The sequence below is a fragment of the Myxacorys sp. genome (genome assembly GCF_059501405.1).
Map to the genome: position 1 here is coordinate 22713 of NZ_JCACCM010000196.1, position 25445 is coordinate 48157.

The window sequence follows — 25445 nt, forward strand, 5'->3', positions numbered from 1 at the left end:
GCATCGTATTAACAAAACGGCTTACCGCTCACGATCTCACCAACAGCTTTGCTCGACACGAAAGCTGTCCCGTCTCCAGTTTCAAGTCCTGAATTTCGGTATCCTTACCCAAATCAAATTCGTAGCCGTCGAGATCGTGAATTGCGAGTCCACGTTTCGCACCCGCATGAGGCAACCAGTGGGGATTGACGAGCTTGAGAAGATTTGGCGCACCCATCTCAAATCCAGAGCGAATTGCGATCGCATTCTCGGTTCCACTGCGCGAAATCAACGCAGCCGCCAACACAATCTGATTCTCTTCCAATCGAATCTTTAAGTTCTGAAGATTGAGCGCTGGTTCTTCTACCTCAGAACCGCTTGATCTGAGCAACGTTACTAAAAATTGAGTCACTCCGGCTTTAAGTAAGGGCGCATTTGCAGACGCATTCAGGTCAGCTTCTTGCAGCAAAAGCGTTCCTTCAATCGGCACGGGTTCCAACAATCGCATCGGCTTTCCCCGAGCAATTTGCCCCAAATTGACGCGAATGTTCTGTCCAGTTAAGCGAACCCGTGTGAGGTGCAGCCCACGATAGACCGCTTTTTGAGCAGAAAGGGCGATCTGTCGAATATGACCACCAAGAATCTGACGATCGCCCGCTTCGATCTCTACCTGCAAGTCTTCAATGTGTTCGACCTGCGATCGCAACCACAGCCGCACTGCTGGGGCCAATACTTTACTAATAATTCGACTTTGTTTAGACAGCGTTTCCGTTTGATTGCCTAAATCCTCCTCGACTTCAACAGATTTTTCAACATCAGAAGGATCAGAACCGGAATTCATAACGTTACATTCCAAAGCTTGCTTACAGCAGTCTACTAGAAAGCGGTGGGAGAAGAACCAGAAGCAAATGTCATTTAACTCTGACATTTAGATAAATTTCGGGATCGTTATGTCAAGTAATCCTTATGTGATGCTTTCCTAATTCTTATACGTTGATCCCCATGCGTAAAAATGTCAGGTTATCATGACATAACGATCCCCATTTTCATTGAAATTTCGTGTTTTAGCCTGAAATCAAGTGTTCTATCCCCTTGATCCCTATTTAGCTTTGCTGCATGATGAACTCAACTAGCGATCCCCAAGAAAGGGTTATGCAAACCGCACGATTGATCCCGATGCACGTGTGATTTCAAAACACGTGATCCCAATACACGATTTGGCTTAACCGAGGCGTTATTACTGTTGTGGAGAATGCTATGAGTACCGAAAGACCTCCTTTGACCGAGATGACGTTGCGCCAACTGAGGCGCGTTGCCAGCGAATATGGCGTTTCGCGATACAGCCGGATGCGTAAAGACCAACTGCTGGCATCGATCGAAGACATTCAGCGCACTCGTTTTTCATCCCCTGTTCCCACTCGTAGCTTAGAGGCACAAGAAACTGTGGAAGCGGCAAAATTTGACGTTGGACAAGACAATTCTCAACTCAAGACTGAACCAAGCGTTGTTTCTTTAGCAGGCGTTGATAGCGATCTTGCTGACCTACCATCCGGCTACGGCGAGAGTCGTATTGTGCTAATGCCCCGCGATCCACAGTGGGCTTACACTTACTGGGATATTCCTAACGAGCATAAAGAGGAGTTACGTCGTCAGGGCGGACAAATGCTAGCGATGCGTCTGTATGACGTGACCGATATCAACGTAGAATTCCAGACTTCTCATAGCGTGCAGGAATATCCCTGCGATGAAATGGCGCGGGAGTGGTACTTGCCGATTCCGGTTAGCGATCGCGACTACATGCTCGAAATTGGCTATCGCTGTGCTGACGGACGCTGGTTGACCTTGGCTCGCTCGGCTCAGGTACGCGTTCCGCCCGTCTACCCATCGGATTGGATCGAAGATCACTTTGTCACCTTAAATTGGGATCAAGACCTGCGCGGCAAAACGGTGATGGAATTAGTTCCTCCGACCCAACGGGCAGCAGGCGGCGCGATCGCAGGCGGCATGAGCGCTACAGGCAATCCGATTTACGACGATATCTTTGGCATGGTGCAAGGCGTCGAAGCTCAGCGCATCGCCGGTTCGCTTTATGGCTCGATGCAGCAAAGCGATCGCTCCATCCACGAAGAGAGCATCAGTTCCTATGTGTTCCCATCGGGCATGGGCATGTGGGCGCTGCCAACGGTTTCGGGTCTTACCATGTCGGGCGCAGGTTTCTCCGCGTCAGCTCCCCCAGTTCGTCCTCGCAAGTTCTGGCTGGTTGCCGATGCAGAACTAATTGTCTACGGTGCGACCGAGCCAGATGCTACCGTAACGATTGGCGGACGCCCAATCAAACTCAATCCAGACGGAACGTTCCGATTCCAAATGTCCTTCCAAGACGGGCTGATCGACTTCCCGATTATGGCAGTCGCCGCAGACGGCGAGCAAAACCGGGAGATTCACATGAAGTTCGAGCGCGAAACTCCCAGCCGACGGACAAATACAAAAGAGGAAGCAGTTGAAGAGTGGCTAATTAACTCCTAGTTGCCTCCTCTACTCAGGACTTCCTTGTTTTTCCCTTCCTAAGCACCCCAATCCTCCGATTGGGGTTTTTTTGTTTTCAGAATGGCGATTACAGTAAAAAGAACCAAACACACCGTCTCATTCTGATTCTGATATTGAGACGGTGCTGGCTGAGTTGTACGTGTGCTACTGCAAATCCCATGACTTTAGAAGAACTGACCGCCACCCTAAATCAATTGTTTGACTCGGCAGTGCAAACCTTAGCGCCGGGTTCTTTTCAAATTGAAACGCCTGACTATCGACTTTTAGCCTTGCTAACAGACGATCAGTCTTGGTTACGAGTATTGTTACCGATCGCACCTGCCCAAGACGCGCAGCCATTTATAGGAGAACTGTTAGAAGCAAATTTTGATCTAACTCAAGAGACGCGCTATGCCATTCATCAAGACGTTCTCTGGTCTGTGTTTCAGCATTCACTGGCAAGTTTGACGACTGATGATCTTAGCGCTGCAATTCAACGCATGTTAGCGCTGAAGGAACAAGGGTTAAATGACATGTTTAGCACATTTGCCGAAAAGCAAATTCGTCAGATTATCCAAGCGGCAAAACGGCAAGGACAAACGTTAGAGGCAACCATGCAAACCCTAGATCGCTTCTATCAAGAAGGAATGATGGGAGATTTGGAGATGGGGAAGCGATCGCGCGAAGAAACCATGTCTGCTTGGCAACGCCAGCTTGAGCGCTTATGGAATGAAGTAGAGCCTTAGAAAGTTAAAATATGGCAATTCTACAATCATTAGCGAGAGTTAGAAGCCTGTCTATTTGATAAATGGATGTTAATTCATCCTGTATATCAAGGCTTGCAAGAGACCAGTTTAGTTCTTGTTCATATATCTAGGTCGATATCTCTTTACATTGCTTGATTCAAGGGCTTCTTCATAACACCCACTTTTGTCTGAATAGTCTGAATTTTGCTGACAATAATGAATACTTCCAAATCGATTATGAGTAGCATCCACATCGGTACTATCAAAGTGAAAAGAGCTACAAGACTTATACTCCATAGAAAATTTCTTGAATTCTGCATGGCGGTAGTTAATTCGCATCTCGAAAACAGCGCAAAGAATTTTGCCCTTTAAAGACAATAATGCCAGTCACCAAATATTAGGCAACTGGCACCATCGACAGACTGAGCAGCAGAACTCGCTGTTTATTTCTTCGCTAGCTTCTTCGCTTTCGCGACTTTACGCAGACGAATCGACTCAGGCGTGACCTCTAGAAGCTCATCAGGTCCAATGTACTCTAGCGCCCGCTCCAAACTCATCTCGATCGGTTCTTTCAATTGCACCAGTTCTTCACCGCCAGATGCACGGTGGTTCGTCAGTTGCTTCGCCTTGCAAACGTTGAGTTCGAGATCTTGAGGACGGTTGTGTTCCCCGACAATCATGCCCTTATAAACCTTCGTTCCAGGTCTAATGAAGAACACGCCGCGATCTTCTGCGTTCTGCATCGAGTAGAAGGTCGCAACACCTTCTTCAAACGAGATCAGAACCCCGTTGCGACGCGCTTCAATGTCGCCACTCATAGGGCGGTACTCCAAGAAACTGTGGTTCATGATGCCCTCACCACGAGTAATTCGCATAAACTCCCCTCGGAAGCCAATCAATCCCCGTGCTGGAATCACAAATTCAAGATTTGTGCGTCCGTTTGATCCGACCTGCATATCCTGCATCTCGCCGCGACGCTGACCTAACCGCTCGATGCAGCCACCGACCGCTTCTTCAGGCACATCCAACACTAAGGTTTCAAACGGCTCACAGGGGTGTCCATTCATTTCACGGTAAATTACCTGCGGCTGAGATACCTGAAACTCGTAGCCTTCCCGACGCATCGTTTCGATCAGAATACCTAAGTGCAGTTCACCTCGACCTGAAACTGCCAATTTATCGGGCGAGTCCGTGTCTTCGATGCGAAGCGCAACGTTCGTTTCAAGCTCGCGGTACAAGCGATCGCGCATCTGCCGGGATGTCACGAAATCACCTTCCAGTCCAGCAAACGGCGAATCATTCACCGAGAAGGTCATCTGCAAGGTTGGCTCATCTACTTTAATGAGCGGCAACGCTTGAGGATCATTGGGGTCGGTAATGGTTTCGCCAATGTTGGCATTTGCAAATCCGGCCACAGCCACCAGGTTGCCCGCTGTTGCTTCAGGAATTTCGACGCGCTTAAGCCCATCAAAGCCCATAAGCTTCGTAATCTTGCCTTTCACCACGTCGCCTGTTTCTGTAACGATCGCCGCCTGCTGTCCCATGCGAATCGTGCCGTTGTGAATTTTGCCGATCACAATCCGACCCAAGTAATCCGAGTAGTCCAACGTTGTGACTTGAAGCTGGAGTGGCTTTTCGGCATCACCCACAGGCGGGGGAACGTGACGCAAAATCGCCTCAAAAAGGGGCTTCATGTCACTTGATTCTTCTTCCAGGGTGTCTTTGGCAAAGCCAGACAAACCAGAGCCGAAAAGATAGGGAAACTCACACTGATCATCGTCAGCACCCAGTTCAAGGAACAGATCGAGTACTTTATCAACCGCAATGTGAGGATTAGCCCGAGGCCGATCGATCTTATTCACAAAGACGATCGGACGCAGCCCTTTTTCCAAGGCTTTCTTCAATACAAAGCGCGTCTGAGGCATTGGGCCTTCGTTCGCATCGACGATCAGCAGACAGCCATCTACCATGCCCAACACTCGCTCCACCTCGCCGCCGAAATCCGCGTGTCCAGGTGTATCGACGATGTTGATCAGCGTGTCTCCGTAGTGAACCGCCGTATTTTTCGACAAGATCGTGATGCCCCGCTCACGCTCTAGGTCATTCGAGTCCATCACGCAATCTGGAACGTCTTCTCCCTCTCGAAACGTACCAGACTGTTTCAGCAAAGCATCGACAAGAGTTGTTTTGCCGTGGTCAACGTGGGCAATAATAGCAACGTTGCGGATTGGGAGGGTCATAAAAAGTCCAGCTAGGGATGGTAAAGAAGCCTTTACAATTCTAGCTTAGCGATCGTCAAAAGTGAGGGTAAAGATTAGGGATTTCTACCTAAGATTTTGGGGATTGCTACCTCAATCTGCTATAGCAGGCATCGCTCGATGGGGGTTTGCTAGTTTTAGAATTTTTTGAGCCGTCGAGTGGCTTACAGCTGTTACAGAAAGGCGATTTCCCGGACGCACTACCATAAGGTCATCCGGTGTAAAGGTTTGTTTTAGCTGCTCGAGGGAAACAATTTCAGCCCATTCTTCGACAAACTCTACACAAACAGTTTGCCATCGGGGCGCGTCAGGCGTCGATTTTTGATCGTAATAGGGACTGCTTGAATCAAACTGAGTGGGGTCGGCAAGGTTAGCTTCCACCACCTTCATCAATCCAGCAATTCCAGGAGGGCTAGTGTTGGAATGGTAGAAGAAGACTAGATCGCCCGGTTGCATAGCGCGTAGGAAATTTCGCGCTTGATAGTTGCGGACTCCATCCCAGATAGTGGTGAAATCGCGCTTTAAATCTCGAATTCCATAAACCTCTGGCTCGGACTTAAGCAACCAGTAGTTCATAACCATTAGTAAAACTGATAGAACAATTTAGTAGTCTATTCCACAAGGAGTACTGCAACTTCAAATTAGACCCATTAGACTTCAGTCAACCGTTGTGAATACTGAACTTTTCCAGGATTTCTCATTTCTCTTGAAACACTGTCATTTAATATCGTGATGACTAAGAGCTTTAGTAGTTGAAGTTCGGTGCTTTTGCCAAGGAAACACCGTTTTAGATCACAGCCTGGTATATAAAGTTTGGAGAGAGGAGTGAACACCACATGAACATGCGAAAAGATGCCCTTGAGGTCTTGAAAGATACGAGTCGGACATTTTTTATTCCCATCAGTCGGCTGCCGCAAGGTTTGCAACAAGCTGTGGCATCTGCTTACCTCTGTATGCGAGCGATCGACGAAATTGAAGATGACCCCCACCTTGATAATGCCGTCAAAGCTAAGATTCTTCGGCAGATTAGCTTAATTCTCCAATCTGGAGTAGATGGATTTGGAGATAAGGATTTTGAGCCTGCTTTTAGCGGGTACGCTGATCAGCTACCAGAGGTGTCGCTGCGAATTGGTGAATGGGCAACCTTTGCGCCTGCAAACATTGCGCCGCGAGTGTGGGAATCAACGGCGGCAATGGCAGATCGAATGGCGCACTGGGCAGACCAAAACTGGATGATTCAAACCGAAACCGATCTCGATCGCTATACGTTTAGCGTGGCAGGTTCGGTGGGGCTACTGCTTTCAGATTTGTGGTCTTGGCATGATGGCACACAAACCGACCGGATGGATGCGATCGGCTTTGGTCGAGGCTTGCAGTCGGTGAATATTCTTCGTAACCACAGCGAAGATTTGACCCGTCGTGTGGACTTCTATCCCGATGGCTGGACCAATGACAACATGCAAGCATATTCTCGTCGTCAGCTTCAGCTGGCGAATGCCTACATCACATCGTTACCCCCAGGTAGTCCAGCCTTCGACTTTTGCCAAATCATCCTCACGTTGGCGCACGCCACGCTAGACGCGATGCAGCATGGCTCTGAGAAGCTGAGCCGCTCACAGGTGATTGAGCTAGTCCAGCAAGCTACAAATGCGAGCTAAACGGACCGAGAAGCAGGAAACAATTTGCTTCCTGCTTCCACCTGAGATTTGATGAGCCGCTCGCAAGAGGTTAGGAGACGACGAAGTTAACCAGTTTGCCAGGTACGACAATCACCTTCTTGATGGTTTTTCCATCGATATAGCGACGAGCAACGTCCGAGTCGGTGGCAAATTTTTCTAAAGCAACTTTGTCATCTGCGATCGCAGTTGCCGCTTCGATTGTGCCTCTAGTTTTCCCCATAATCTGAATCACAATCGTTTTCTCATCCGCAATGAGCGCTGTTGGATCGACGGTTGGAAAGGGTTGAGTATGAATCGATTCTGGCTGTCCGATCGCGTGCCACAGCTCCTCGGTGAGGTGAGGCGAGAACGGGGCCAACAGCAGCAGCAAGGTTTTGATTCCTTCTGCAAAAGCTGAAGAAGTCTTTTCCGGAAAATCTCCCAGCGCATTGCTGAGCTTCATCAATTCTGAGATGGCTGTATTGAACTGATAGTCGCCCTGCAAGTCGTCAGTGACTTCTTTAATTGCCGTGTGAATCGCTCGACGCAATTCTTTTTCCGGTTTAGTGAGATCTTGTGATCGTGCGGTCTTAAGAGATTCTGCGGATTCGCTCACCAATCGCCAGACCCGATTCAAAAATCGGAATTGCCCCTCAACGTCTGCATCTTCCCACTCCAAATCCTTTTCAGGCGGCGCTTTGAACAGAATGAACATGCGAGCGGTATCTGCGCCGTACTTATCGACAACATCTCCCGGAGCCACCCCGTTATATTTCGACTTTGACATCTTCTCAAAGACGACCTCCAGCGTCTCACCTGTATCGGGATCGATCGGATTTGCTGGATCCTTAATGTCAATCGGCAAGACGTATTTTCCGGTTGTCGGATTTTTGTAAGTTCTGCCTTGCACCATGCCTTGAGTCAACAACCGCTCAAACGGTTCATCAAAGTTGAGCAAGCCGCGATCGCGCAACACCTTTGTAAAAAACCGCGAGTACAGCAAGTGTAAAATTGCATGTTCAATGCCGCCAACATATTGATCAACGGGCATCCAATCGTTCGTTTTCGCGCGCTCAAAGACTGCTTGATCATTCTTAGCATCGGGATAGCGCAAGAAATACCACGATGAATCAATAAAGGTGTCCATCGTGTCAGTTTCTCGTTTGGCAGGCGTTCCGCAGGACGGACAAGGCACATTCAGCCAAGACTCTAATTTACTCAACGGAGAACCACCCCGGCCCGACAGTTCAACATCTTCTGGCAATTGCACAGGCAGATCGGCCTCTGGAACCGGAACCGCACCGCACTCGGGACAATGAATAATCGGAATCGGCGCACCCCAGTAGCGTTGACGAGAAATCAACCAATCCCGCAAGCGATATTGAATTCGGGCTTTTCCCCAACCTTGTTTCTCAGCGTAGGCGACGATCTCACCCTTTGCCTCGGTTGAAACCATGCCATCAAATTGAGCAGAATTCACGACTGTTCCAGCTTCCGTGTACGCTTCTTTCAGGTCGGAGATCGGCTGATCGGGCGGTGCAATGACAACCTTAATCGGTAAATTCTGTTGGGTTGCAAACTGGAAATCTCTCACATCGTGAGCGGGCACGCCCATGACAGCGCCAGTTCCGTATTCATACAGCACATAGTCCGCGATCCAAATCGGGATCTCCTCACCTGTGAACGGATTAATCGCTGTGCCGCCTGTCGGAATGCCGCGCTTTGGTCGATCTTCTGCCGTGCGATCCATCTCGCTTTGACCAGAGACTTCTTGAACAAACGCTTCAACCGCAGAAACGCGATCAGAGGTCGCTACTTTCTGAGTGAGCGGATGTTCAGGCGCTAGCACGACATAGCTGACGCCATAGACTGTATCCGGGCGAGTCGTGAAGACGCCGATCTTCTCATCGATCCCTACAATTGGAAACTCTAAATACGCTCCGACTGATTTGCCGATCCAGTTTGCCTGCATCAGCTTGACGCGCTCAGGCCATCCGGTCAGTTTGTCGAGGTCGGCTAACAACTGGTCGGCGTAATTGGTGATTTTGAGAAACCACTGGCGCAGCAATTTTCGCTCTACGATCGCGCCTGATCTCCACGACTTTCCTTCGGCATCGACCTGTTCATTTGCAAGTACCGTTTGATCAATCGGATCCCAATTGACCGTAGCTTCCTTCTGATAGGCTAATCCCGCTTTGAAAAACTCTAAAAAAATCCACTGCGTCCAGCGGTAATAGTCAGGTGAGCAGGTGGCGATTTCTCGATCCCAATCAAAAGAAATGCCTAACTGCTTTAGCTGCTCCCGCATCTGGTCAATATTTTGGTACGTCCACTTCGCAGGCTGAGTTTTTCGCTCGATCGCTGCATTTTCCGCAGGCAGTCCAAAGGCATCCCACCCCATCGGATTGAGAACACGGTAGCCCTGCATTCGCTTGAGCCGAGCAATCACGTCCACGATCGTATAGACCCGTACGTGTCCCATGTGCAGATTGCCTGACGGGTAGGGAAACATCGATAGCGCATAAAACTTTGGCTTGTCACTCGTTTCAGACGTTTGATAAAGCTGGTGTTCTGCCCAAGTTTGCTGCCACTTTGCCTCAATTTCTGCGGGGGTGTAACGGGACTCCACGATCGCGACTCCTACGGATAAAACCAATGGTCTACTTATTCTAATTGAGGCGTTACAAACTATAGCCAATCAACCCCAGACAAACTCAGCAAAAGTTATGCCTAAAAGTATGGGAGTCACCAACAAAATAATCCGTAGTTCTGAGGTGAACTACGGATTATCGAGAATCTAACTAGAGCCCTATCAGCTTTGCCAAACTGAAAACAACAGCTTAGTGAGCGTCGCCACCCTTATGGTCGAAAGGCTTGTTTTCTGGCGTTTTGACATTAGGCGAAGTGGTCTTGGGGATGGCCACGACAGGTTGATCAAGCGCCACCATTAATCCGCCTGTCTCTAAAGGTTCAGATTGCTGTACTGCAACAGGCTGAGGAGCGCTAGGAGACTGCAATCGATTAAGACCAAATACGGTGACTGCGCCCACAAACATGGCAGCAACACTCATCGGTATAGCAAACCTTTGAGTATTGACGCCCCGAACTAAACTCAAATTGGGACGCCGCTCAATCTTGTCAAATACTTGATCGATCGCTGCTTCGACAGGCTGGCTCGGCGCAGGAGCAGGAATAGAGCGAAACGCCTGACGCAATTTCAGCAGTCGTGCATGAAGTTGCTGAACGGTTGGGTCGTTGGCTAGCCACTCCTCTACTTGACGCCGCTCGGTTGCAGTCACCTCACCATCTAGGTAGGCACTTAGCAACTCAAAGCGATCTTTCGGAGTTTCATAGAGCGAATCGCCGTGAAGATTGGATTCGGACTGACCCTGAGAACTCATAGGCTCCTGGGGAAAATGGGACGAAGGTTGCATGGATTTATCACGCGGATCAAATCTGGGATTCATTTGGGATCACTTCTGTTAGGAGAATACCCACTCAACTAATGAGAGCTTCTGGCTCATCTACTCCTCAACTAGTCACTCTAACAACTAGAGCTTTCATTGTGAAGAATACTATCAAAACCAAACCGTAAATTCACCTAACTAAGGTAACAGTACGGGGACTTTAACGGTTACTTGCCATCAAGGTATTGCTGCAACTGAGTCTGCAAACGTAAACGTGCTCTAGCAATTCTAGACTTTACCGTTCCTAGAGAAACGCCTGTAATTTCTGCGATTTCTTCATAGGCCATGCCTTCGATTTCGCGAAGGACGATAGTAGTACGAAAGACTTCGGGCAAGTCTGCGATCGCATCATTCAACTGGTCGTAGAACTCGCGGGTGCTTAACTCTTCATCAGGACCGGGCGTTTCTGAGGCAATTTCCCAATCCAGTTCGCCATCTTCGAGGGAGAGTGGAGCATCCAATGAGAGAGGACTCGCTGTCCGCTTCCGTTTGCGTAACTCGTCGTAAAACAAATTGGTCGCAATGCGGCTCAACCAACCTCTAAACTTCACAGGCTCATTCAGCCGGGGAATATTGCGGTAGACCCGAATCCAAACTTCTTGTGCGAGATCAGCACGGTCTTGCCAATCAGGAGCAAGATGATAGAGAACTTTGTCTACGTGCGATTGATATCGCCGCATGAGTTCAGCGAACACCGCTTTCTCTGGACGATGCCCGACTTGACACTGAAGTACTAAATCGTAATTAGAGAGTTTTTCTGCTTGCACTGGCGTTTGAGGAACCGCTACCTCAACCGAAGACCAGGATACAGGAAAGGACTGACTCATGGGCGGAAGCTCAAAGATGTTCTAGTTTCCAAATCTTCTGACCGCTCTGTATCAAGGAAAGTTCCCCTGGATCGGGAGTTTGTTCGGTTGTGTTACCAGCATATCTTGCTCTAGACCTAAAAGATGCTTCTACAGGTAGAGATAAAAGGTCATGGGTAAGAAGACGGAGTCGTATTATTATCAGAAGTATTGGAAGCAATAAAGCTCGCTATCGAATCGCGAGCTTGTTCGATTTGAGGCGAAATTCTAGCGGTTGGCGTCGAAAGTTGCTGTAACCAACTTAAAGACAAGGTGACGACGATCGCTAATAGCAACTTTTCACGCATAGCGGTAGCTCCTCACACATCAAAAATGAATACATCACACCACTCGACAGCATTGTAGGTTTGGGTTTGGTTTTTGAACCTAACTCTACCCATTCTTCACAAAGTGGTGTAGCAAATTAGCCTTAAGCTGCACACCTTAACTAAAAATTACTGATTCTAGTTAAAGCGTTTAGATTTGCTGTTTTCCTAGGGTGATTCCTTTTCAATGCGATCAGTTCCGGGAAAAACCAAATATTTTAGGTTTATTTAACGTTCTTCAAAAGGCTAAATTGGGAACACCGAAGCATTTGCCGTAAGGAAATTTTGCGATCGCATCATGGCTACAAAGCTTCAAACGTCTCCTATCGTGCATCATCTTATGCTGCTCTGCATTGGATCAGGGCTCTTGCTGCTTAGCGCTCAACGACACAAAGTAGGTTTACCAACGTTGACCTGGCCCTCGGTTTTTGCTGACTCTCGACCGAAACCTGTGGCTGTGCTATCGCCAGTATCGACATACAACTTGATCGTGGATTTGAGCGATCGCAGGGTCTACGTTTACCAGAGCAAAGCCCTCAAAAAGAGCTTTCCAGTCGCAATTGGCAAAGAAGGCTGGGAAACACCACTCGGATCGTTCCAGGTTTTCCAGAAATATCAAAATCCCGTTTGGCAACATCCCATTACAGGAGAAGTAATTCCACCAGGCGATCGCAATCCTTTGGGAAAATGGTGGCTCGGCTTTTACAATCACGGTAAGCTGCTAATCGGGTTTCACGGCACGCCTGATGAATCGCTACTTGGAGAAGCCGTTTCGCATGGCTGTCTTCGCATGAAAAACGCTGATATTGAAGCGCTTGCAAAACAAATAGAGTTGGGAACTCCTGTGAGTGTTCGCCCATAAAGACACCCGCTATCTTTGCAGATCACGGGTGTCCTTAAACTAAAATCTTCAACTTGCTTGAATACTGTAATAGTTTGATCGCTTAGGATTACTTGGGTTCTGGCTCAAAGGTAGGGGCATAGGCTTGCAATAAGGCATTAACCTGAGTAAGGATTTCGTCTTTAGAGTTTTTGCCGAACGCTTGCCGTTCAGGAAAGAAGTCAGGGCGATCTAAATTACGGGCGATTGCTTCTCCCACTTGCTGAGCGATTAGCCCTTGCAGTTCTTCTTTGGCTCTCTGTCGCTGATAACTAGCGCCCTCCTCCGTAGTGGCATAGAGTGGTAGCAAACGGTTTAGAGCATAAGCTGCAATATCGCCTAGATCTAAGGTGCGATCGCTCGTGGCTTCGATCTCTGCCACCCGCGCGATCGCTTCCGTTAATACTAATTCTTCCATTACGTTAATAAACTGCTTGCGAGGAACGGCGACAACTTCGCCTGTTAGTAGCGATCCCATTAGGCGATCTAGCGCCATGTATTCCTCGATCGACAGTTCCGAGGCAGTATCGCAAATCCGTCCGACCTCCGCTTCCATTGCTGGTGTCAAATAGCCATCTTGTAGGGCTTGTTCAACAATTTTCTCAATGCTCATAGCGCTTCCCTAAACTCCAAAGCAGCAGTTTGTACAGATAACCCCCGAATCATTTTGCCCTAGTTTCGGTGTCGGACAACACGATTCAGTTAAATCTCGGTCAACGTAATGGTTGACAAAGCCATTTAGAGTAAGCGATTTACAGAAACTCCTTGAGCTAAGACTTGTATCATATACAACCCGTCTTGTCTTCACCCGTTTAGGAGAAAGCAAGATTCCTTAAGAATTAATCTACGATTGCTCTGTAAATCGCCGTTTGGACTTGACCGATTATCAGGAAAACTTAGTATTCTGAAGTTTATAGACTGTAATAATTTTCTAATAAAGCTGTGCAAGAAGACTTCAGGCTAATTGTTGATCTCGTCTTGGTTCTGGCGGCAGCAGCAGGGGGCGGACTGCTAGCAGCACTATTAAAGCAACCCGTTTTGCTTGGATATCTGCTAGCAGGAGTTGTGGTTGGTCCAACCGGACTAGGGTTAATCAAAGAAATTATTCAGGTCGAGACGTTAGCGCAGTTTGGCGTCGCTTTTCTACTATTTGCGCTGGGAGTTGAGTTTTCATTCTCAGAATTGAAGAAGGTAAAGGGGATCAGCCTTGGTGGAGGAGGCTTACAAATTACCTTAACAATTGTCATAACGACCCTTGTCTCATTAGGCATGGGCTGGGTAACGTCGCCGCCGCAAGGGGTATTTCTTGGGGCGATTCTATCGCTCTCATCAACGGCAGTCGTGTTGAAGTGCTTGATGGAGCGCAACGAAACTGGCACACCTCACGGGCAGGTCATGTTAGGAATGCTGGTGGTTCAAGATCTGGCATTGGGTTTAATGCTGGCGGTGCTGCCTGCACTCGATAAGCCCGTTCAAGACATTGGATTAGCCGTGGGGTGGGCACTGCTACAAACTGGATTATTTGCTTTGGGTGCGATCGCGGCAGGAATCTGGATCATTCCGCCGCTATTAAAACTATTAGCTAAAACCGAAAGTCGCGAATTATTTTTATTGGGGGTTGTTGCCATTTGTTTTGGCATTGCGTTGCTGACTGAACATTTGGGTCTTTCGATCGAAATGGGAGCGTTTGTCGCAGGCTTGATGATTTCAGAGGTAGAGTACGCTGATCAAACGCTGGCTTATGTCGAGCCGTTGCGCGATATTTTCGCAGCGCTGTTTTTTGCCGCGATCGGCATGCTGATCGATCCCGTGTTTCTCTGGAACAATCTAGAACTCATTTTAGAATTGGTAGCTCTCGTATTTGTCGGTAAATTTTTGATCGTGACGCCTATTGTTCGAGGGTTTCGTTATCCGCTCAAGACTGCTTTACTAACCGGATTAGGTCTCGCTCAAATTGGAGAGTTTTCCTTTGTGTTGGCAAGCGAAGGGCGATCGCTGGGATTAGTCTCTCGCCACGTTTATCTGCTGATTTTAGGCACAACTGCTGTAACGTTGGTTCTGACACCATTTGTGTTGCGACTGATCCCGACGCTCTTTACGTGGGCAGAATCGATCCCCCGGCTGGCGAGGTATTTAGATCAATCCGATCTTCCCCTGGCTATCTCAGATGATCTGCCGACTCAGAATCACGTTGTCGTTTGCGGCTATGGTCGCATTGGACGTAATATTGTTCGTCTCTTGCAAGATCGCAATTATCCAGTCTTGGTGATTGATCAATCCGAAAGCCGCATTCAGAAAGTCCGCGAGGCAGGACTGCCCTATATCTACGGCAATGCGGTGAGTCTGCATGTTCTCGAAAAAGCAGGGGTTGCTCATGCGCAAGGCATGGCGATCTCGCTTCCCGATGCGATGAGTACTCGTCTTTGCCTGAAGCGATCGCTCGAAATTTCGCCCGAATTAGATGTTGTGGTCCGGGCAATCAGAGACAAAGATATTGAACTGCTCTATCAATTGGGGGCAAAAGAAGTTGTTCAACCCGAATTTGAAGCGAGCTTAGAACTGTCAGCCCATCTGTTGAATGGCGTTGGGCTGACTCCAGCAGCCGTTCAGCGAGAGGTTCAGCAAATTCGGAATTCTCACTACCGTGAACTTCGTCCTGAACGTCCTTCCTCAGAAATCTCACGAGATTTGAAAGCGGCTACTAAAGAGATGAACAGCCAATGGTACAGCCTGCCCGATCTCTCGCCTTTAACCGGAATGACGTTAGAAGAAGCAGATATGCGGCGGCTAACTGGGGTAGCGTTGATGGCAATTCGGCGGGCGGGTGGAGGAGAAATTGATTATCCCGATCCTCAAACCACCTTGGAACAGGGCGATCGCTTACTGCTGGTAGGAGAACCCGACGAAATGGCGACCTTTGCTGAATTGGCGAAAGGAGAAGCGGCAGTTCCTGCCTTTAATGCGTCGTGTCAATGGTTAGAAGTTCCATCAGAAAGTCCAATTGCTGGCAAAACCCTAGCGGATTTCGATGTATTAAATCAGTACGGTATCCGGGTACAAGCCGTTCGGCGCGAAGGCAAGTTCCTGCGGTTTCCTGACAATCAAGTCGATATTCAGGTTGGCGATCGACTGTTACTCTGCGGAGGGTTTCATTCTCTCATTCAAGCGAATGAAGCCATTAGCGCACCGCCCAACACAGACGGAACTGCTGCCCAGCCATTATTTTCTGACGGTCAAGTTCCACTTTCAACCGTTAGCTTAAATGGGACAGAATACGCGATCGCAGACGATTTGACAGAGCCATCCTAATAGCAGGCGTTGGGTAAGTAATGGCTAGATCGGAGCAAAAACTTAAGGGTAGAGATGCGCTGTCGTACATCCCTAGGAGTTTCAGCCAATCTCACCGTTAACCCAATAACCGATACATATTGCCTACAGTTTTGGTCTACTTACAATTTTGGTTTAATGAATGCGATCGCTTGTCGCCAAATAATGGTCGGCTGCTCGTGGGGATCAAGCAAACAAATACAGTGAGTGTCTTGCCAACGCACTTTACCTGTTAGCACATCGCCTGTCGTAAGCTTCATCTCGACTTCTGTTTCTTCACGAATTATGGTTTGAATCTGACGAGTGCTTGGCAATCCAGTATCTAGGTCTAGCGCCATAATTAAATTCCTTCATCTACCGCTCCAACCTTTATAGAGTGCCTCAATCGTCAGAACTCTGCACATTTAAACCAATCTACGTTTCTAAAAGCCCATGACTATCGAATTCACAAAGTACCACGGGATCGGCAACGACTTTATTTTGATCGACAATCGAGCCGCAGTAGACCCACTTTTAACGCCAGAACAAGCGATAAAAATGTGCGATCGCCACTTTGGGATCGGCGCAGACGGGGTAATTTTCGCCTTGCCAGGACAAGACGGAGCCGACTACAGCATGCGGATTTTCAACTCCGATGGCTCCGAACCTGAAATGTGCGGCAATGGAATTCGTTGCTTGGGACGGTTCTTGGCAGATCTAGAAACTGCCGAAGCGGGCGCATCTAGAGCGCAATATCAGATTCATACCTTGGCAGGCATGATGACGCCGAAATTAGAGGAGAATGGTCAAGTCACAGTCAATATGGGAGAGCCTCGACTGTTAGCAGGAGAAATTCCGACAACCCTGGTGGCTGCCGATCAGAAAGTCGTGAATCAACCGCTAGAGGTCGCTGGCAAAATGTGGAACGTGACTTGCGTCAGTATGGGAAATCCTCACTGCATCACGTTTGTTGAAGACGTAGCTGAAATTGCGCTTGAGCAACTTGGTCCTCAGTTTGAAAATCACGCTGTCTTTCCACAACGCATCAATACCGAATTCATTCAAGTAGTTAGATCGGACTATCTCAAAATGCGCGTTTGGGAACGCGGAGCGGGCATCACCTTAGCCTGTGGAACAGGAGCCTGTGCATCCCTCGTGGCAGGAGTTCTGAATGAAAAGTGCGATCGCAGAGCCACTGTCGAGCTTCCGGGCGGATCTTTAGCAATCGAATGGGCAACAGACAACCGAATCTATATGACTGGTCCAGCAGAAAAAGTTTTTACTGGGATTGCCTAGCATCAAAGAGGTCTGAGATTGGCGACGCCGTAAACCTCAGACCTTATCGTGTTTAAACCTCGTCGTGTGAAAAAATGTGTAGAGAGAATCAGTCGTTTTCCCAAGACTCATGACCCATCAGGTCTCCGATGCGATCGCGCAGGAGAAACCCGTGATGCTCTAGTTCGCTCTCAAAATGAACCCATTCGCGGGCAGGAATGTGCTTGCAGAGCGTGTAGATGGGTTGATACCGGCTGACAGTTCCTTGATCAACCAATTGACGCACTTCGTCCTGAATTAAGCTAAGCGAATATTGTGCAGTTTGAAGCATGTGGCACCTTCTTGTATCAGATATCAGAAATTGAGGTGTGAAATAGGAAGTTAAAACTCTGGATCTGAATAATGACAGTCGAACCAGAAAAACTTGGCAAAAATTGGCTTGATTTCAGTTTTGAGGCGAAACTTTAGCGTGGGCTATATTTTTGGTAGTGAGATATACCGAATCTTCCCTATATTGTTAGCTAATCAACCCAAAAAATCAATTCAGTCTTAGGTGTGAAGTCAGGAGGCTCTGACACAATCTCCTCCTTTGGTAGTAGCGCAAAAACCTTACTTACTCAGTCCTTGTGTCGCCCTGAGCAACATTGCGCAGAATGGAAATCGGCAGTTTATAACCCCGGTGGAATTACGCTTGTGAAGCATTTTGCTTTCGCTGCGCCAGTTCAACAGCAAGCTGAATAGCGGCTTTCATGCTGGTCGCATCAGCAATCCCTTTACCTGCAATATCAAAGGCGGTTCCGTGGTCAGGAGAGGTCCGAATAAAGGGCAACCCAATCGAGGTGTTGACCGCGCGATCGAACGCCATTAGCTTGACCGGAATTAAGCCTTGATCGTGATAAAGCGCCAGATACCCATCATGGGCGTTCCCTGCTCCTGTGCCAAACCAAGCTTGACCCGGCTTTACCCAGAGGGTATCAGGTGGTAGAAGTCCCTCTAGTGTGGCTTGAGGAAACTGAAGCCGCATCGCGTCGAGCCAAGCACTCATCCAATCGGCTTCTTCATGCCCCAGTTGTCCTTGTTCACCACTATGAGGATTGAGACCCGCGATCGCAATCCGAGGCTGAGTGATACCAAAGTCGCGCTGCAAACACTCTAAAAGCAGATCTAACTTGAGCGTGAGGAGTTTTGGTGTTAGGGTCTCCGATACTCGACAGAGCGGAATATGAGTTGTGGCTAACAACGTTCGCAACGTCCATCCCGTATGAGGAGATTGAGCGACAAATAGCATTCCAAAGCGACCGACGCCAGCTCGCTCCGCTAAAAGTTCAGTCTGTCCAGGATAAAGATGTCCTGCCGCTTTCCAAGCAGATTTTGCAATAGGAGCGGTGACTAAACTATCAAACTCTCCGTTCAAGGTATGCGCGATCGCGTTGTCCAACCACCGGAAACTTGCATCACCACTAATAGCAGTCTCAACGCCAACCATGACCGGATCGGGTATCTCTGTTTCTAGAATATTGAACTGATGTGGATCTGCTAAAGGATCGTTGCAGACTGACTTCAAGCGATCGTAGGCGTCTTGTAGATAGGCAGAACTCCCGGAGAGCGTAATGTCTGCCCCTGCGATCGCGATCGGATCTGCAAGTGCTTTCAAAACGACTTCTGCTCCAATCCCAGCAGGATCGCCAAGTGTAACAACTAAACGAGAACGGTTGATCATCAAATTTACAAAATCGTAAAAACCAGCCTTGGAACTGCTCTAGAATACGTTATGCAGGAAATCCTATCTCAGGAATGACGCCTGTTTATTTAAGTCAGGTCGCCTAGCGCACAACCGACTAATATTCCTTATTTGGAGAAATCACATCATGGCTGGAGAGATTTTTAATACTGCCTTCTTAGCGTTTAGCCTCATCCTCGTCGGGTTGTCCTTGGGCTTCTTGCTACTCAAGCTCCAAGGGGGAGAAGAATAAGCAAAGGCAAAGGAAAAAGGAAAACTGCACTCTCAGGATCTGCCCTTTCCCTTTTTCCTATTTAATCCTCTTCATCTAAGTGTTCAGCTACCTCGCGATACAAATTAAACACATGATGATCTTTGAGGGAATAGAAGACATTGCGCCCTTGCTTGCGATATCCCACTAAACGCATTGCCCGCAGCGCGCGAAGCTGGTGCGAAACAGCCGACTCGCTCATTTCTACTGCCGCTGCAAGGTCACAAACGCATAACTCCTGAACTGCCAGCATAGACAGAATTCTTAACCGATTCGTATCGCCCAGTAAACTAAAGAACTCTGCCATTTGTTGCGCCTTATTCAAGTCGAGTATTTTCTGCTGCAAATGACGGACATTGCCTAGATTAACTGGATGTTGAACAGTGCAATTTAATGGTTCTGCTAGCGGTGAAGGCACACTGTCGGGCGGCTGGGCGGAAAGCGAATTTGAGTTCGACATAGCAAAAAATATTGGCAGTAGTAGCTGTGCAGCTTTTCAAAGCATCACACCGCTTAGAGAGCAAGACCGTCTCCAGCGTAGCGTACGCCTTTTCCAAAACGGACTGAACCCAAGTCCTAATTTTTAGTTTAGACTATTTAACTTTGCTCCAATCGTCTTGACCTTATTCAAACCCGTGCTTCACCAGTAATCGCGGGCTATGTTAGCTTGATCCATCTACGTTAGGATGAGAAGCATTAATCATAAATCTCATCTTTGAACATCAAATTTTTTACTTTAGGTCGAGATTTCTGATAAAATTTGACGAAAAGTTTACAATTTGTCACCAAACCCCTCATGAGCGTATTGATTGTGGGTGCTACCGGCACTCTTGGCAGACAGGTGACTCGTCGCGCCCTAGACGAGGGATACGAAGTTCGCTGTTTAGTTCGCAGTCCAAAGAAGGCGACATTTCTAAAGGAATGGGGTGCGGAGTTAGTAACGGGAAATCTATGTAACCCTGATTCACTGCCAAAAGCACTAGAGGGTGTGACAGCTGTAATTGATGCTGCAACCGCACGAGCAACCGATTCACTGACCATTCGACAAGTAGACTGGGACGGCAAAGTCAACCTGATCAAGGCAGCGAAAGCGGCGGGGGTCGAGCGCTATATCTTTTTCTCGATTCTCGATGCTGAGAAATTTCCGGACGTTCCCTTGATGGACATCAAGGCCTGTACTGAAAAATTCTTGGCACAATGTGGGCTGAACTACACGATTTTGCGTCCCTGCGGATTTTTGCAAGGTCTCATTGGTCAGTATGCTATTCCAATTCTGGAGAATCAGGCGGTTTGGGTAATGGGTGACACTGCTCCAACGGCGTACATGGATACGATCGACATCGCCAAGTTTGCGGTTCGAGCGCTCAAAGTTTCTGAGACTGAAGGGAAAATCTTTCCAGTGGTTGGATCTCGCGCTTGGGCAGCCGAAGAAATTATTCAACTCTGTGAGCGGCTGTCTGGCAGGGAAGCAAAGGTAACGCGGATGCCAATTGGGGTTTTACGCGGAGTCAGGGGTGTGGCTCGGTTCTTTCAGTGGACATGGAACATCGCAGATCGGCTTGCTTTTACTGAGGTGGTAGCGACGGGGAAGCCTCTCAATGCGCCAATGGATGATGTATATGCGACTTTCGGTCTCGATCGCAAGGATATGACAACGCTTGAGTCTTACATGCAGGACTATTTCAGCCGAATTATGAAAAAGCTCAAAGAGGTTGAGTTTGCCCAGGCAGAGGCCAAGAAAAAACAAGAGAACAAGAAGAAAAAGACGTATCCCCGATTTTAGAAAATACGATAGGCAGAGGAATCAATAGCTTTGCAGTCTTATCTAGTTCTTAAGGAATACTTCATCAATCATTCAGAGTTTATCTTTCTTCCCCGATCTCTCACTATAAATTCAGTATGCGCCCGCACAAGGTCGGCATTATTTTCAACGATGACAAACCACTCGCTTGTCAGACGGCTCAGGAGTTAGAGGACAAGTTTCGGTCTCGCGGCTGGGACGTTGTTTTGGCAACAGGAGCAGGAGGTATTTTAGGATATGCAACTCCAGAGAGTCCAGTTTGCCATACGCCCATCGATCGCTTAATGCCGCCTGGGTTTGATGCTGATATGAAATTTGCCATCGTTCTGGGCGGCGATGGCACTGTTCTGTCTGCCTGTCGGCAGGTAGCTCCCTGCCAGATTCCCCTGCTTGCCGTTAATACAGGGCACATGGGATTTCTAACCGAAATTCTGCTCGACAAGCTGCCCGATGCGATCGAGTGCTTAATCAATGGCGATTATGAAATTGAAGAACGCACGATGCTTCGGGTGCAGATTCTTCGGCAGGACACACTGCTATGGGAAGCTTTGTGTCTGAATGAGATGGTTCTCCACCGAGAACCACTGACCAGTATGTGTCACTTTGAAGTCGAAATTGGTAAGCATACTCGCGTAGACATTGCAGCAGATGGCATTATTCTCTCAACTCCAACAGGGTCAACGGCATACTCCTTATCAGCAGGAGGTCCGGTTATTACACCTGGAGTTCCAGTGATCATTTTGGTTCCAATTTGTCCCCATTCGTTAGCATCGCGATCGTTAGTGTTTGCGAACGACCAGCTAGTCACTCTGTTTCCTGCCGCACCAAATCGGTTGATCTTGACGGCTGATGGGAATGCCGGCTGCTATGTATTACCTGACGATCGCGTTTGTATTGGCAAAGCTCCTTACCCGGTTCGCTTTGTTCGACTACGACCGCATGAATTCTTTCACGTGCTTAGAGAAAAGCTGGGATGGGGGCTGCCTCATATTGCAAAGCCGTCTGATATTGCAAAGCCATCTGAGCGAAGCTGTTAAGAACGGCTGAATCTGGAGGTGATGAGCTGAATTTAACTAATATTTTGAGATGCGTGCTAAAACAAGGGAGAATATTGCTCGTCACTAGTTTTCCATCTAACAGATAGACATTAGTAAAGCGAGCCGCGTGATCAACCGAGATGCGTCCTGTTGTGATTTTCCGGTTAATCGTATGAGCATTGTTTCTCTCGAATCTACTCCTTGTGTACTGATTGTCGAAACTGATGAATCGCTGGCTCAGCACGTCAGTCTCGATCTAAAAGAATCTGGGTATGACACGATCGTGGTTCACGATGCCTACGCTGGATTGCGTCAGGCAATGGAACGCAACCCAGCGTTAGTGGTTGTCGATCGCTTGTTAACAACGGGAGAGTCGGGGTTATCGTTTTGCCAAGATCTGCGCAGTTCTGGTGCGCGTGTCCCGGTGCTATTGCTGATGGCGCGAGACACCGTTGACGATCGCGTAGCGTGTTTAGAGGCAGGTGCCGACGATTATTTTCTTAAGCCTTACCGTAGTGATGAGTTTCTGAAGCTCGTTCAGCTTTATCTCAAACCTGATACGCCTAGCACTGAGCAGTTAAGATTTGGTGATTTGGGGTTAGATCTGGCGACGCGTCGAGCGTTGCGAAAGGGGCGAACGATCGATCTAACAATGAAAGAATTCGAGTTGCTCAAATATTTGATGGAGCATCCCCGCGAAGTACTCACCCGTGAACAGATTTTAGAGAACGTGTGGGGCTACGATTTTGTGGGAGAGTCGAATGTGATAGAAGTTTATGTCCGTTATCTGCGGCTAAAAGTCGAGGATGAAGGCGAGAAGCGTCTAATTCAGACGGTCCGCGGCGTTGGATATGTGTTAAGAGAATCGTAATGGTGAAGGTATCGCGAGTGCGCCAGATTGTGCGGAAGTATCAAGTTGGATTCGTTGGGCTAGGACTAAGTTTGTTGGTTGGATGTGCGCTATTTCAAACGTCGCAGCCTCCAAATTCATCGACCGCTGCACAGGCAAGTACTGCTTTAGGACAAATGTTGCCGATCACAGCACAAATTCAAGTTGCTGAACAATCCATTCAACTCGAAGTTGCAAGAACTCCGCAAGAGCAAGCAATTGGATTGATGAATCGAACCAGCTTAGCGGCAAATCGCGGCATGCTGTTTATTTTTGAACCTGCTCGCCCAACGCAGTTTTGGATGAAAAACACGCTAATTCCGTTAGACATGGTTTTCCTACGAAAAGGAATCGTGAAATACATTGCGGCTAATGTACAGCCTTGTCAATCAGCTCCATGCCCTACCTATGGGCCTGCGATCGGCGATATTGATCAAGTTATTGAGTTAGCAGATGGGCGGGCAAGCGAACTGAATATTAAGGTCGGCGATCGTATTCCCGTACAGTTCCTAGAGCGTAATCAACTTCTTAGAAACTGATATTTCTCATATCTAAGCAATCCAAATATTAAATTTTTTGGAAATCTTGCCAAAACCTGAAATCATTAACCTAGATCTACGATCGCATCTGCTTTAAAAATTTTGTTTAAGTTACATAAACAGTAATATTGTGTTACATATCTTAAAAACAGCGGGACAATCGCTCTATAGATAGAGGTTTAGATTCAATATGGCAATTATCTTAATCGCCAGTCCGCTTTTAGAAAGTGTTCCTATATTTAGTCAAGCCTTAAAGAGGTTTGGCTATCACCAAAGCGTTTGTAATAAGTTCATTTCCACATAACTCGTTTCGCAGATTAATTTTGTTCCAATTTCAGGAGGTAGGGTAGTCCAGATTGAAGACTGAACCATACACTCACTGGAATTTGAACTAGATTGTCAACAATATAGTCCACTGTACGGAGGTGATGCCCCATGGCTGTCGCAAAGCACTCTAGATTTATTGGCTTTTTACAAGACGAACTTTCACTGTCTACTGCATCAATTTCGCTTGCCTTAAGATACCGCGAACAAAATCCAGGTCCTTTACCTATGATTTTGTGGCAGTACGGGCTAATTACCTTAGAGCAGCTAGACCGAATTTACAATTGGTTGGAGTCTGTCGAAGGCTAGACCCTAGACATTTGGCATTCCGCTTGGATGGCTAGCTGAAACCCCATTTTGTGCTGCGTTGCTGTGAAAATTCTTTTTCTTGACCAAAGTGGTAAACCTGGAGGTGCAGAACTGTGTTTGCTGGATATTGCAATGTGCCATCGCGGTCAGTGCCTTGTCGGATTATTTGAGGACGGTGCATTTCGGCGATTGCTAGAAGAGAACCAGATTGCGGTTCAAGTATTAAGTCAAGCCCCGATTGGTGTCCGCAAGCAGAGCAGTTGGCTGGCTGGGCTTAAAAGTGTAAGACAGCTAGCGCCGCTGATTGCAAAGATAGCGCGGTTGAGCCATCAATACGATCTCATTTACGCTAATACCCAGAAGGCACTAGTGGTTGGCGCGATCGCCAGCCTCTTGAGTGGTCGCCCACTGGTGTATCATTTGCACGACATCCTTTCTTTAGAACACTTCAGCTCAACGAATCGACGCTTAGCGGTAGCTTTGGCGAACCGCGCTACATTAGTCATTGCTAATTCCCAAGCGAGTCGAACAGCCTTGATTGAAGCGGGTGGGAATCCTGAAACTGTACATGTTGTGTACAACGGATTTCGTCTTCAACAATACCAAGAGAATCACAACCAAGCTAAAACTCTCCGATTAACTTTAGAATTGCAGGAAAAATTTGTGATTGGGCATTTCAGCCGGTTGTCTCCCTGGAAAGGTCAGCATGTGCTATTAGAGGCACTGAGCCACTGCTCAGAGAACGTAGTGGCAGTTTTTGTTGGAGATGCTTTATTTGGTGAACAGGACTACGTACAACAGTTACAGAGCCAAGTCGATCACCTAGGACTGCGCGATCGCGTTACCTTTCTAGGCTTTCGATCGGACGTCATCGCACTGATGCAAATGTGTGATCTAGTTGTTCACACGTCAACCGTTGCTGAACCGTTTGGGCGAGTCATTGTAGAAGCAATGTTGTGTGGAACGCCCGTCATTGCGGCAAAAGCAGGAGGCGCGCTGGAATTGGTCGAATCGGGAGAAACGGGCTGGTTAGTGACTCCAGGGGATGTACATGAGTTAGCAAATGCGATCGCGTATTGTCAGCAAAATTTAACTGAGACAGACGCGATCGCTCAGCGTGCTCAGCGTGAAGCTCAGCTCCGATTTAATTTAGACACGATCAATCAGCAAAGTACGCATCTCTTAGCATCAAAAGTTTTAAAGGCAACTCCTTCCTCCCAAGCCAAGTAGCTCAAGCAAAGTACGCATCTCTTAGCATCAAAAGTTTTAAAGGCAACTCCTTCCTCCCA

Annotated in this window: 25 protein-coding genes; 13 read left to right on the plus strand and 12 right to left on the minus strand. The window is 47.9% G+C overall.

Annotated elements, in window-relative coordinates:
• Positions 1 to 28 precede the first annotated feature (28 nt).
• The gene (locus AC5I6P_RS28420; protein ID WP_495697148.1) at positions 29 to 820 is read right to left on the minus strand and encodes an LmeA family phospholipid-binding protein; all 792 of its coding nucleotides are present in this window, start codon (positions 818 to 820) and stop codon (positions 29 to 31) included.
• A gap of 416 nt (positions 821 to 1236) precedes the next feature.
• On the opposite strand from AC5I6P_RS28420, the gene AC5I6P_RS28425 reads away from it, so the two are divergent.
• Entirely contained in the window at positions 1237 to 2505 is a 1269-nt protein-coding gene (locus AC5I6P_RS28425; RefSeq protein WP_495697149.1) for a DUF4912 domain-containing protein, read from the plus strand.
• Between the two features lie 179 nt (positions 2506 to 2684).
• Positions 2685 to 3251, plus strand: coding sequence for a hypothetical protein (locus AC5I6P_RS28430; protein WP_495697150.1), 567 nt, complete (start codon positions 2685 to 2687; stop codon positions 3249 to 3251).
• 443 nt (positions 3252 to 3694) lie between these two features.
• Here the strand turns inward: AC5I6P_RS28430 and typA are convergent, their stop codons facing one another.
• Entirely contained in the window at positions 3695 to 5491 is a 1797-nt protein-coding gene (typA, locus tag AC5I6P_RS28435; protein ID WP_495697151.1) for a translational GTPase TypA, read from the minus strand.
• A gap of 111 nt (positions 5492 to 5602) precedes the next feature.
• Positions 5603 to 6085, minus strand: coding sequence for an EVE domain-containing protein (locus AC5I6P_RS28440; RefSeq protein WP_495697152.1), 483 nt, complete (start codon positions 6083 to 6085; stop codon positions 5603 to 5605).
• Positions 6086 to 6345: 260 nt separating this feature from the next.
• Between AC5I6P_RS28440 and AC5I6P_RS28445 the strand changes: the two genes are divergently transcribed.
• Positions 6346 to 7167: a squalene/phytoene synthase family protein gene (locus tag AC5I6P_RS28445; protein ID WP_495697153.1), complete on the plus strand. Its 822-nt coding sequence runs from the start codon at positions 6346 to 6348 to the stop codon at positions 7165 to 7167.
• Between the two features lie 70 nt (positions 7168 to 7237).
• Here the strand turns inward: AC5I6P_RS28445 and leuS are convergent, their stop codons facing one another.
• The 4 genes from leuS to AC5I6P_RS28465 all read right to left on the minus strand — a co-directional run bounded on the left by leuS (position 7238) and on the right by AC5I6P_RS28465 (position 11787).
• A complete protein-coding gene (gene leuS / locus AC5I6P_RS28450) occupies positions 7238 to 9823 on the minus strand; it encodes a leucine--tRNA ligase (RefSeq protein WP_495697154.1) in 2586 nt (861 codons plus the stop codon).
• Between the two features lie 184 nt (positions 9824 to 10007).
• Positions 10008 to 10568, minus strand: a complete 561-nt coding sequence (locus AC5I6P_RS28455) for an anti-sigma factor family protein (protein ID WP_495697155.1) — start codon at positions 10566 to 10568, stop codon at positions 10008 to 10010.
• Positions 10569 to 10801: 233 nt separating this feature from the next.
• Entirely contained in the window at positions 10802 to 11461 is a 660-nt protein-coding gene (locus AC5I6P_RS28460; protein WP_495697156.1) for a sigma-70 family RNA polymerase sigma factor, read from the minus strand.
• A 149-nt stretch (positions 11462 to 11610) separates the two neighbouring features.
• The gene (locus tag AC5I6P_RS28465) at positions 11611 to 11787 is read right to left on the minus strand and encodes a QAALIT motif small membrane protein (protein ID WP_495697157.1); all 177 of its coding nucleotides are present in this window, start codon (positions 11785 to 11787) and stop codon (positions 11611 to 11613) included.
• Positions 11788 to 12103: 316 nt separating this feature from the next.
• Between AC5I6P_RS28465 and AC5I6P_RS28470 the strand changes: the two genes are divergently transcribed.
• Positions 12104 to 12667 carry a L,D-transpeptidase gene (locus AC5I6P_RS28470; protein WP_495697158.1) on the plus strand — a complete coding sequence of 188 codons (564 nt, stop codon included), beginning with the start codon at positions 12104 to 12106 and terminating at the stop codon, positions 12665 to 12667.
• Between the two features lie 88 nt (positions 12668 to 12755).
• Here AC5I6P_RS28470 and AC5I6P_RS28475 read toward each other — a convergent pair whose 3' ends face one another.
• Positions 12756 to 13298, minus strand: a complete 543-nt coding sequence (locus AC5I6P_RS28475) for a late competence development ComFB family protein (protein WP_495697159.1) — start codon at positions 13296 to 13298, stop codon at positions 12756 to 12758.
• 329 nt (positions 13299 to 13627) lie between these two features.
• On the opposite strand from AC5I6P_RS28475, the gene AC5I6P_RS28480 reads away from it, so the two are divergent.
• Complete coding sequence (locus AC5I6P_RS28480) at positions 13628 to 15994, plus strand: monovalent cation:proton antiporter family protein (protein ID WP_495697160.1); 2367 nt, start codon at positions 13628 to 13630, stop codon at positions 15992 to 15994.
• Between the two features lie 140 nt (positions 15995 to 16134).
• Here AC5I6P_RS28480 and AC5I6P_RS28485 read toward each other — a convergent pair whose 3' ends face one another.
• Positions 16135 to 16350: an Hfq-related RNA-binding protein gene (locus AC5I6P_RS28485; RefSeq protein ID WP_495697161.1), complete on the minus strand. Its 216-nt coding sequence runs from the start codon at positions 16348 to 16350 to the stop codon at positions 16135 to 16137.
• A gap of 94 nt (positions 16351 to 16444) precedes the next feature.
• Between AC5I6P_RS28485 and dapF the strand changes: the two genes are divergently transcribed.
• Positions 16445 to 17287, plus strand: coding sequence for a diaminopimelate epimerase (dapF, locus tag AC5I6P_RS28490; RefSeq protein WP_495697162.1), 843 nt, complete (start codon positions 16445 to 16447; stop codon positions 17285 to 17287).
• An 88-nt stretch (positions 17288 to 17375) separates the two neighbouring features.
• Here the strand turns inward: dapF and AC5I6P_RS28495 are convergent, their stop codons facing one another.
• Complete coding sequence (locus tag AC5I6P_RS28495) at positions 17376 to 17597, minus strand: DUF4327 family protein (RefSeq protein WP_495697163.1); 222 nt, start codon at positions 17595 to 17597, stop codon at positions 17376 to 17378.
• 354 nt (positions 17598 to 17951) lie between these two features.
• Positions 17952 to 18986, minus strand: a complete 1035-nt coding sequence (gene pdxA / locus AC5I6P_RS28500; protein WP_495697164.1) for a 4-hydroxythreonine-4-phosphate dehydrogenase PdxA — start codon at positions 18984 to 18986, stop codon at positions 17952 to 17954.
• A gap of 148 nt (positions 18987 to 19134) precedes the next feature.
• On the opposite strand from pdxA, the gene petM reads away from it, so the two are divergent.
• Complete coding sequence (petM, locus tag AC5I6P_RS28505) at positions 19135 to 19239, plus strand: cytochrome b6-f complex subunit PetM (RefSeq protein WP_162422272.1); 105 nt, start codon at positions 19135 to 19137, stop codon at positions 19237 to 19239.
• Between the two features lie 61 nt (positions 19240 to 19300).
• Here the strand turns inward: petM and AC5I6P_RS28510 are convergent, their stop codons facing one another.
• Positions 19301 to 19717, minus strand: coding sequence for an ArsR/SmtB family transcription factor (locus tag AC5I6P_RS28510; protein WP_495697165.1), 417 nt, complete (start codon positions 19715 to 19717; stop codon positions 19301 to 19303).
• A gap of 336 nt (positions 19718 to 20053) precedes the next feature.
• On the opposite strand from AC5I6P_RS28510, the gene AC5I6P_RS28515 reads away from it, so the two are divergent.
• From AC5I6P_RS28515 to AC5I6P_RS28540, 6 genes are all read left to right on the plus strand, one after another.
• Positions 20054 to 21040, plus strand: coding sequence for an SDR family oxidoreductase (locus tag AC5I6P_RS28515; protein ID WP_495697166.1), 987 nt, complete (start codon positions 20054 to 20056; stop codon positions 21038 to 21040).
• A gap of 116 nt (positions 21041 to 21156) precedes the next feature.
• Positions 21157 to 22095 (plus strand): NAD(+) kinase, encoded by a 939-nt coding sequence (locus AC5I6P_RS28520; RefSeq protein WP_495697167.1) that lies wholly within the window; start codon positions 21157 to 21159, stop codon positions 22093 to 22095.
• 172 nt (positions 22096 to 22267) lie between these two features.
• A complete protein-coding gene (nblR, locus tag AC5I6P_RS28525; RefSeq protein WP_495697168.1) occupies positions 22268 to 22966 on the plus strand; it encodes a response regulator transcription factor NblR in 699 nt (232 codons plus the stop codon).
• Positions 22966 to 23523, plus strand: a complete 558-nt coding sequence (locus AC5I6P_RS28530; protein WP_495697169.1) for a DUF192 domain-containing protein — start codon at positions 22966 to 22968, stop codon at positions 23521 to 23523. Before nblR ends, AC5I6P_RS28530 begins: the two co-directional genes overlap by 1 nt.
• Positions 23524 to 23958: 435 nt before the next feature.
• Positions 23959 to 24156, plus strand: a complete 198-nt coding sequence (locus AC5I6P_RS28535) for a DUF2949 domain-containing protein (protein WP_495697170.1) — start codon at positions 23959 to 23961, stop codon at positions 24154 to 24156.
• Positions 24157 to 24219: 63 nt separating this feature from the next.
• Positions 24220 to 25386, plus strand: coding sequence for a glycosyltransferase (locus AC5I6P_RS28540; RefSeq protein ID WP_495697171.1), 1167 nt, complete (start codon positions 24220 to 24222; stop codon positions 25384 to 25386).
• The last annotated feature ends 59 nt before the right edge of the window (positions 25387 to 25445 follow it).

Excerpts from the sequence above, each read along its gene's own strand:
- AC5I6P_RS28420 (WP_495697148.1), bottom strand. The coding sequence starts at position 820 with ATGAATTCCGGTTCTGATCCTTCTGATGTTGAAAAATCTGTTGAAGTC.
- AC5I6P_RS28425 (WP_495697149.1), top strand. The coding sequence starts at position 1,237 with ATGAGTACCGAAAGACCTCCTTTGACCGAGATGACGTTGCGCCAACTG.
- AC5I6P_RS28430 (WP_495697150.1), top strand. The coding sequence starts at position 2,685 with ATGACTTTAGAAGAACTGACCGCCACCCTAAATCAATTGTTTGACTCG.
- typA (WP_495697151.1), bottom strand. The coding sequence starts at position 5,491 with ATGACCCTCCCAATCCGCAACGTTGCTATTATTGCCCACGTTGACCAC.
- AC5I6P_RS28440 (WP_495697152.1), bottom strand. The coding sequence starts at position 6,085 with ATGAACTACTGGTTGCTTAAGTCCGAGCCAGAGGTTTATGGAATTCGA.
- AC5I6P_RS28445 (WP_495697153.1), top strand. The coding sequence starts at position 6,346 with ATGAACATGCGAAAAGATGCCCTTGAGGTCTTGAAAGATACGAGTCGG.
- AC5I6P_RS28455 (WP_495697155.1), bottom strand. The coding sequence starts at position 10,568 with ATGAGTTCTCAGGGTCAGTCCGAATCCAATCTTCACGGCGATTCGCTC.
- AC5I6P_RS28460 (WP_495697156.1), bottom strand. The coding sequence starts at position 11,461 with ATGAGTCAGTCCTTTCCTGTATCCTGGTCTTCGGTTGAGGTAGCGGTT.
- AC5I6P_RS28465 (WP_495697157.1), bottom strand. The coding sequence starts at position 11,787 with ATGCGTGAAAAGTTGCTATTAGCGATCGTCGTCACCTTGTCTTTAAGT.
- AC5I6P_RS28470 (WP_495697158.1), top strand. The coding sequence starts at position 12,104 with ATGGCTACAAAGCTTCAAACGTCTCCTATCGTGCATCATCTTATGCTG.
- AC5I6P_RS28475 (WP_495697159.1), bottom strand. The coding sequence starts at position 13,298 with ATGAGCATTGAGAAAATTGTTGAACAAGCCCTACAAGATGGCTATTTG.
- AC5I6P_RS28485 (WP_495697161.1), bottom strand. The coding sequence starts at position 16,350 with ATGGCGCTAGACCTAGATACTGGATTGCCAAGCACTCGTCAGATTCAA.
- dapF (WP_495697162.1), top strand. The coding sequence starts at position 16,445 with ATGACTATCGAATTCACAAAGTACCACGGGATCGGCAACGACTTTATT.
- AC5I6P_RS28495 (WP_495697163.1), bottom strand. The coding sequence starts at position 17,597 with ATGCTTCAAACTGCACAATATTCGCTTAGCTTAATTCAGGACGAAGTG.
- pdxA (WP_495697164.1), bottom strand. The coding sequence starts at position 18,986 with ATGATCAACCGTTCTCGTTTAGTTGTTACACTTGGCGATCCTGCTGGG.
- petM (WP_162422272.1), top strand. The coding sequence starts at position 19,135 with ATGGCTGGAGAGATTTTTAATACTGCCTTCTTAGCGTTTAGCCTCATC.
- AC5I6P_RS28510 (WP_495697165.1), bottom strand. The coding sequence starts at position 19,717 with ATGTCGAACTCAAATTCGCTTTCCGCCCAGCCGCCCGACAGTGTGCCT.
- AC5I6P_RS28515 (WP_495697166.1), top strand. The coding sequence starts at position 20,054 with ATGAGCGTATTGATTGTGGGTGCTACCGGCACTCTTGGCAGACAGGTG.
- AC5I6P_RS28520 (WP_495697167.1), top strand. The coding sequence starts at position 21,157 with ATGCGCCCGCACAAGGTCGGCATTATTTTCAACGATGACAAACCACTC.
- nblR (WP_495697168.1), top strand. The coding sequence starts at position 22,268 with ATGAGCATTGTTTCTCTCGAATCTACTCCTTGTGTACTGATTGTCGAA.
- AC5I6P_RS28530 (WP_495697169.1), top strand. The coding sequence starts at position 22,966 with ATGGTGAAGGTATCGCGAGTGCGCCAGATTGTGCGGAAGTATCAAGTT.
- AC5I6P_RS28535 (WP_495697170.1), top strand. The coding sequence starts at position 23,959 with ATGGCTGTCGCAAAGCACTCTAGATTTATTGGCTTTTTACAAGACGAA.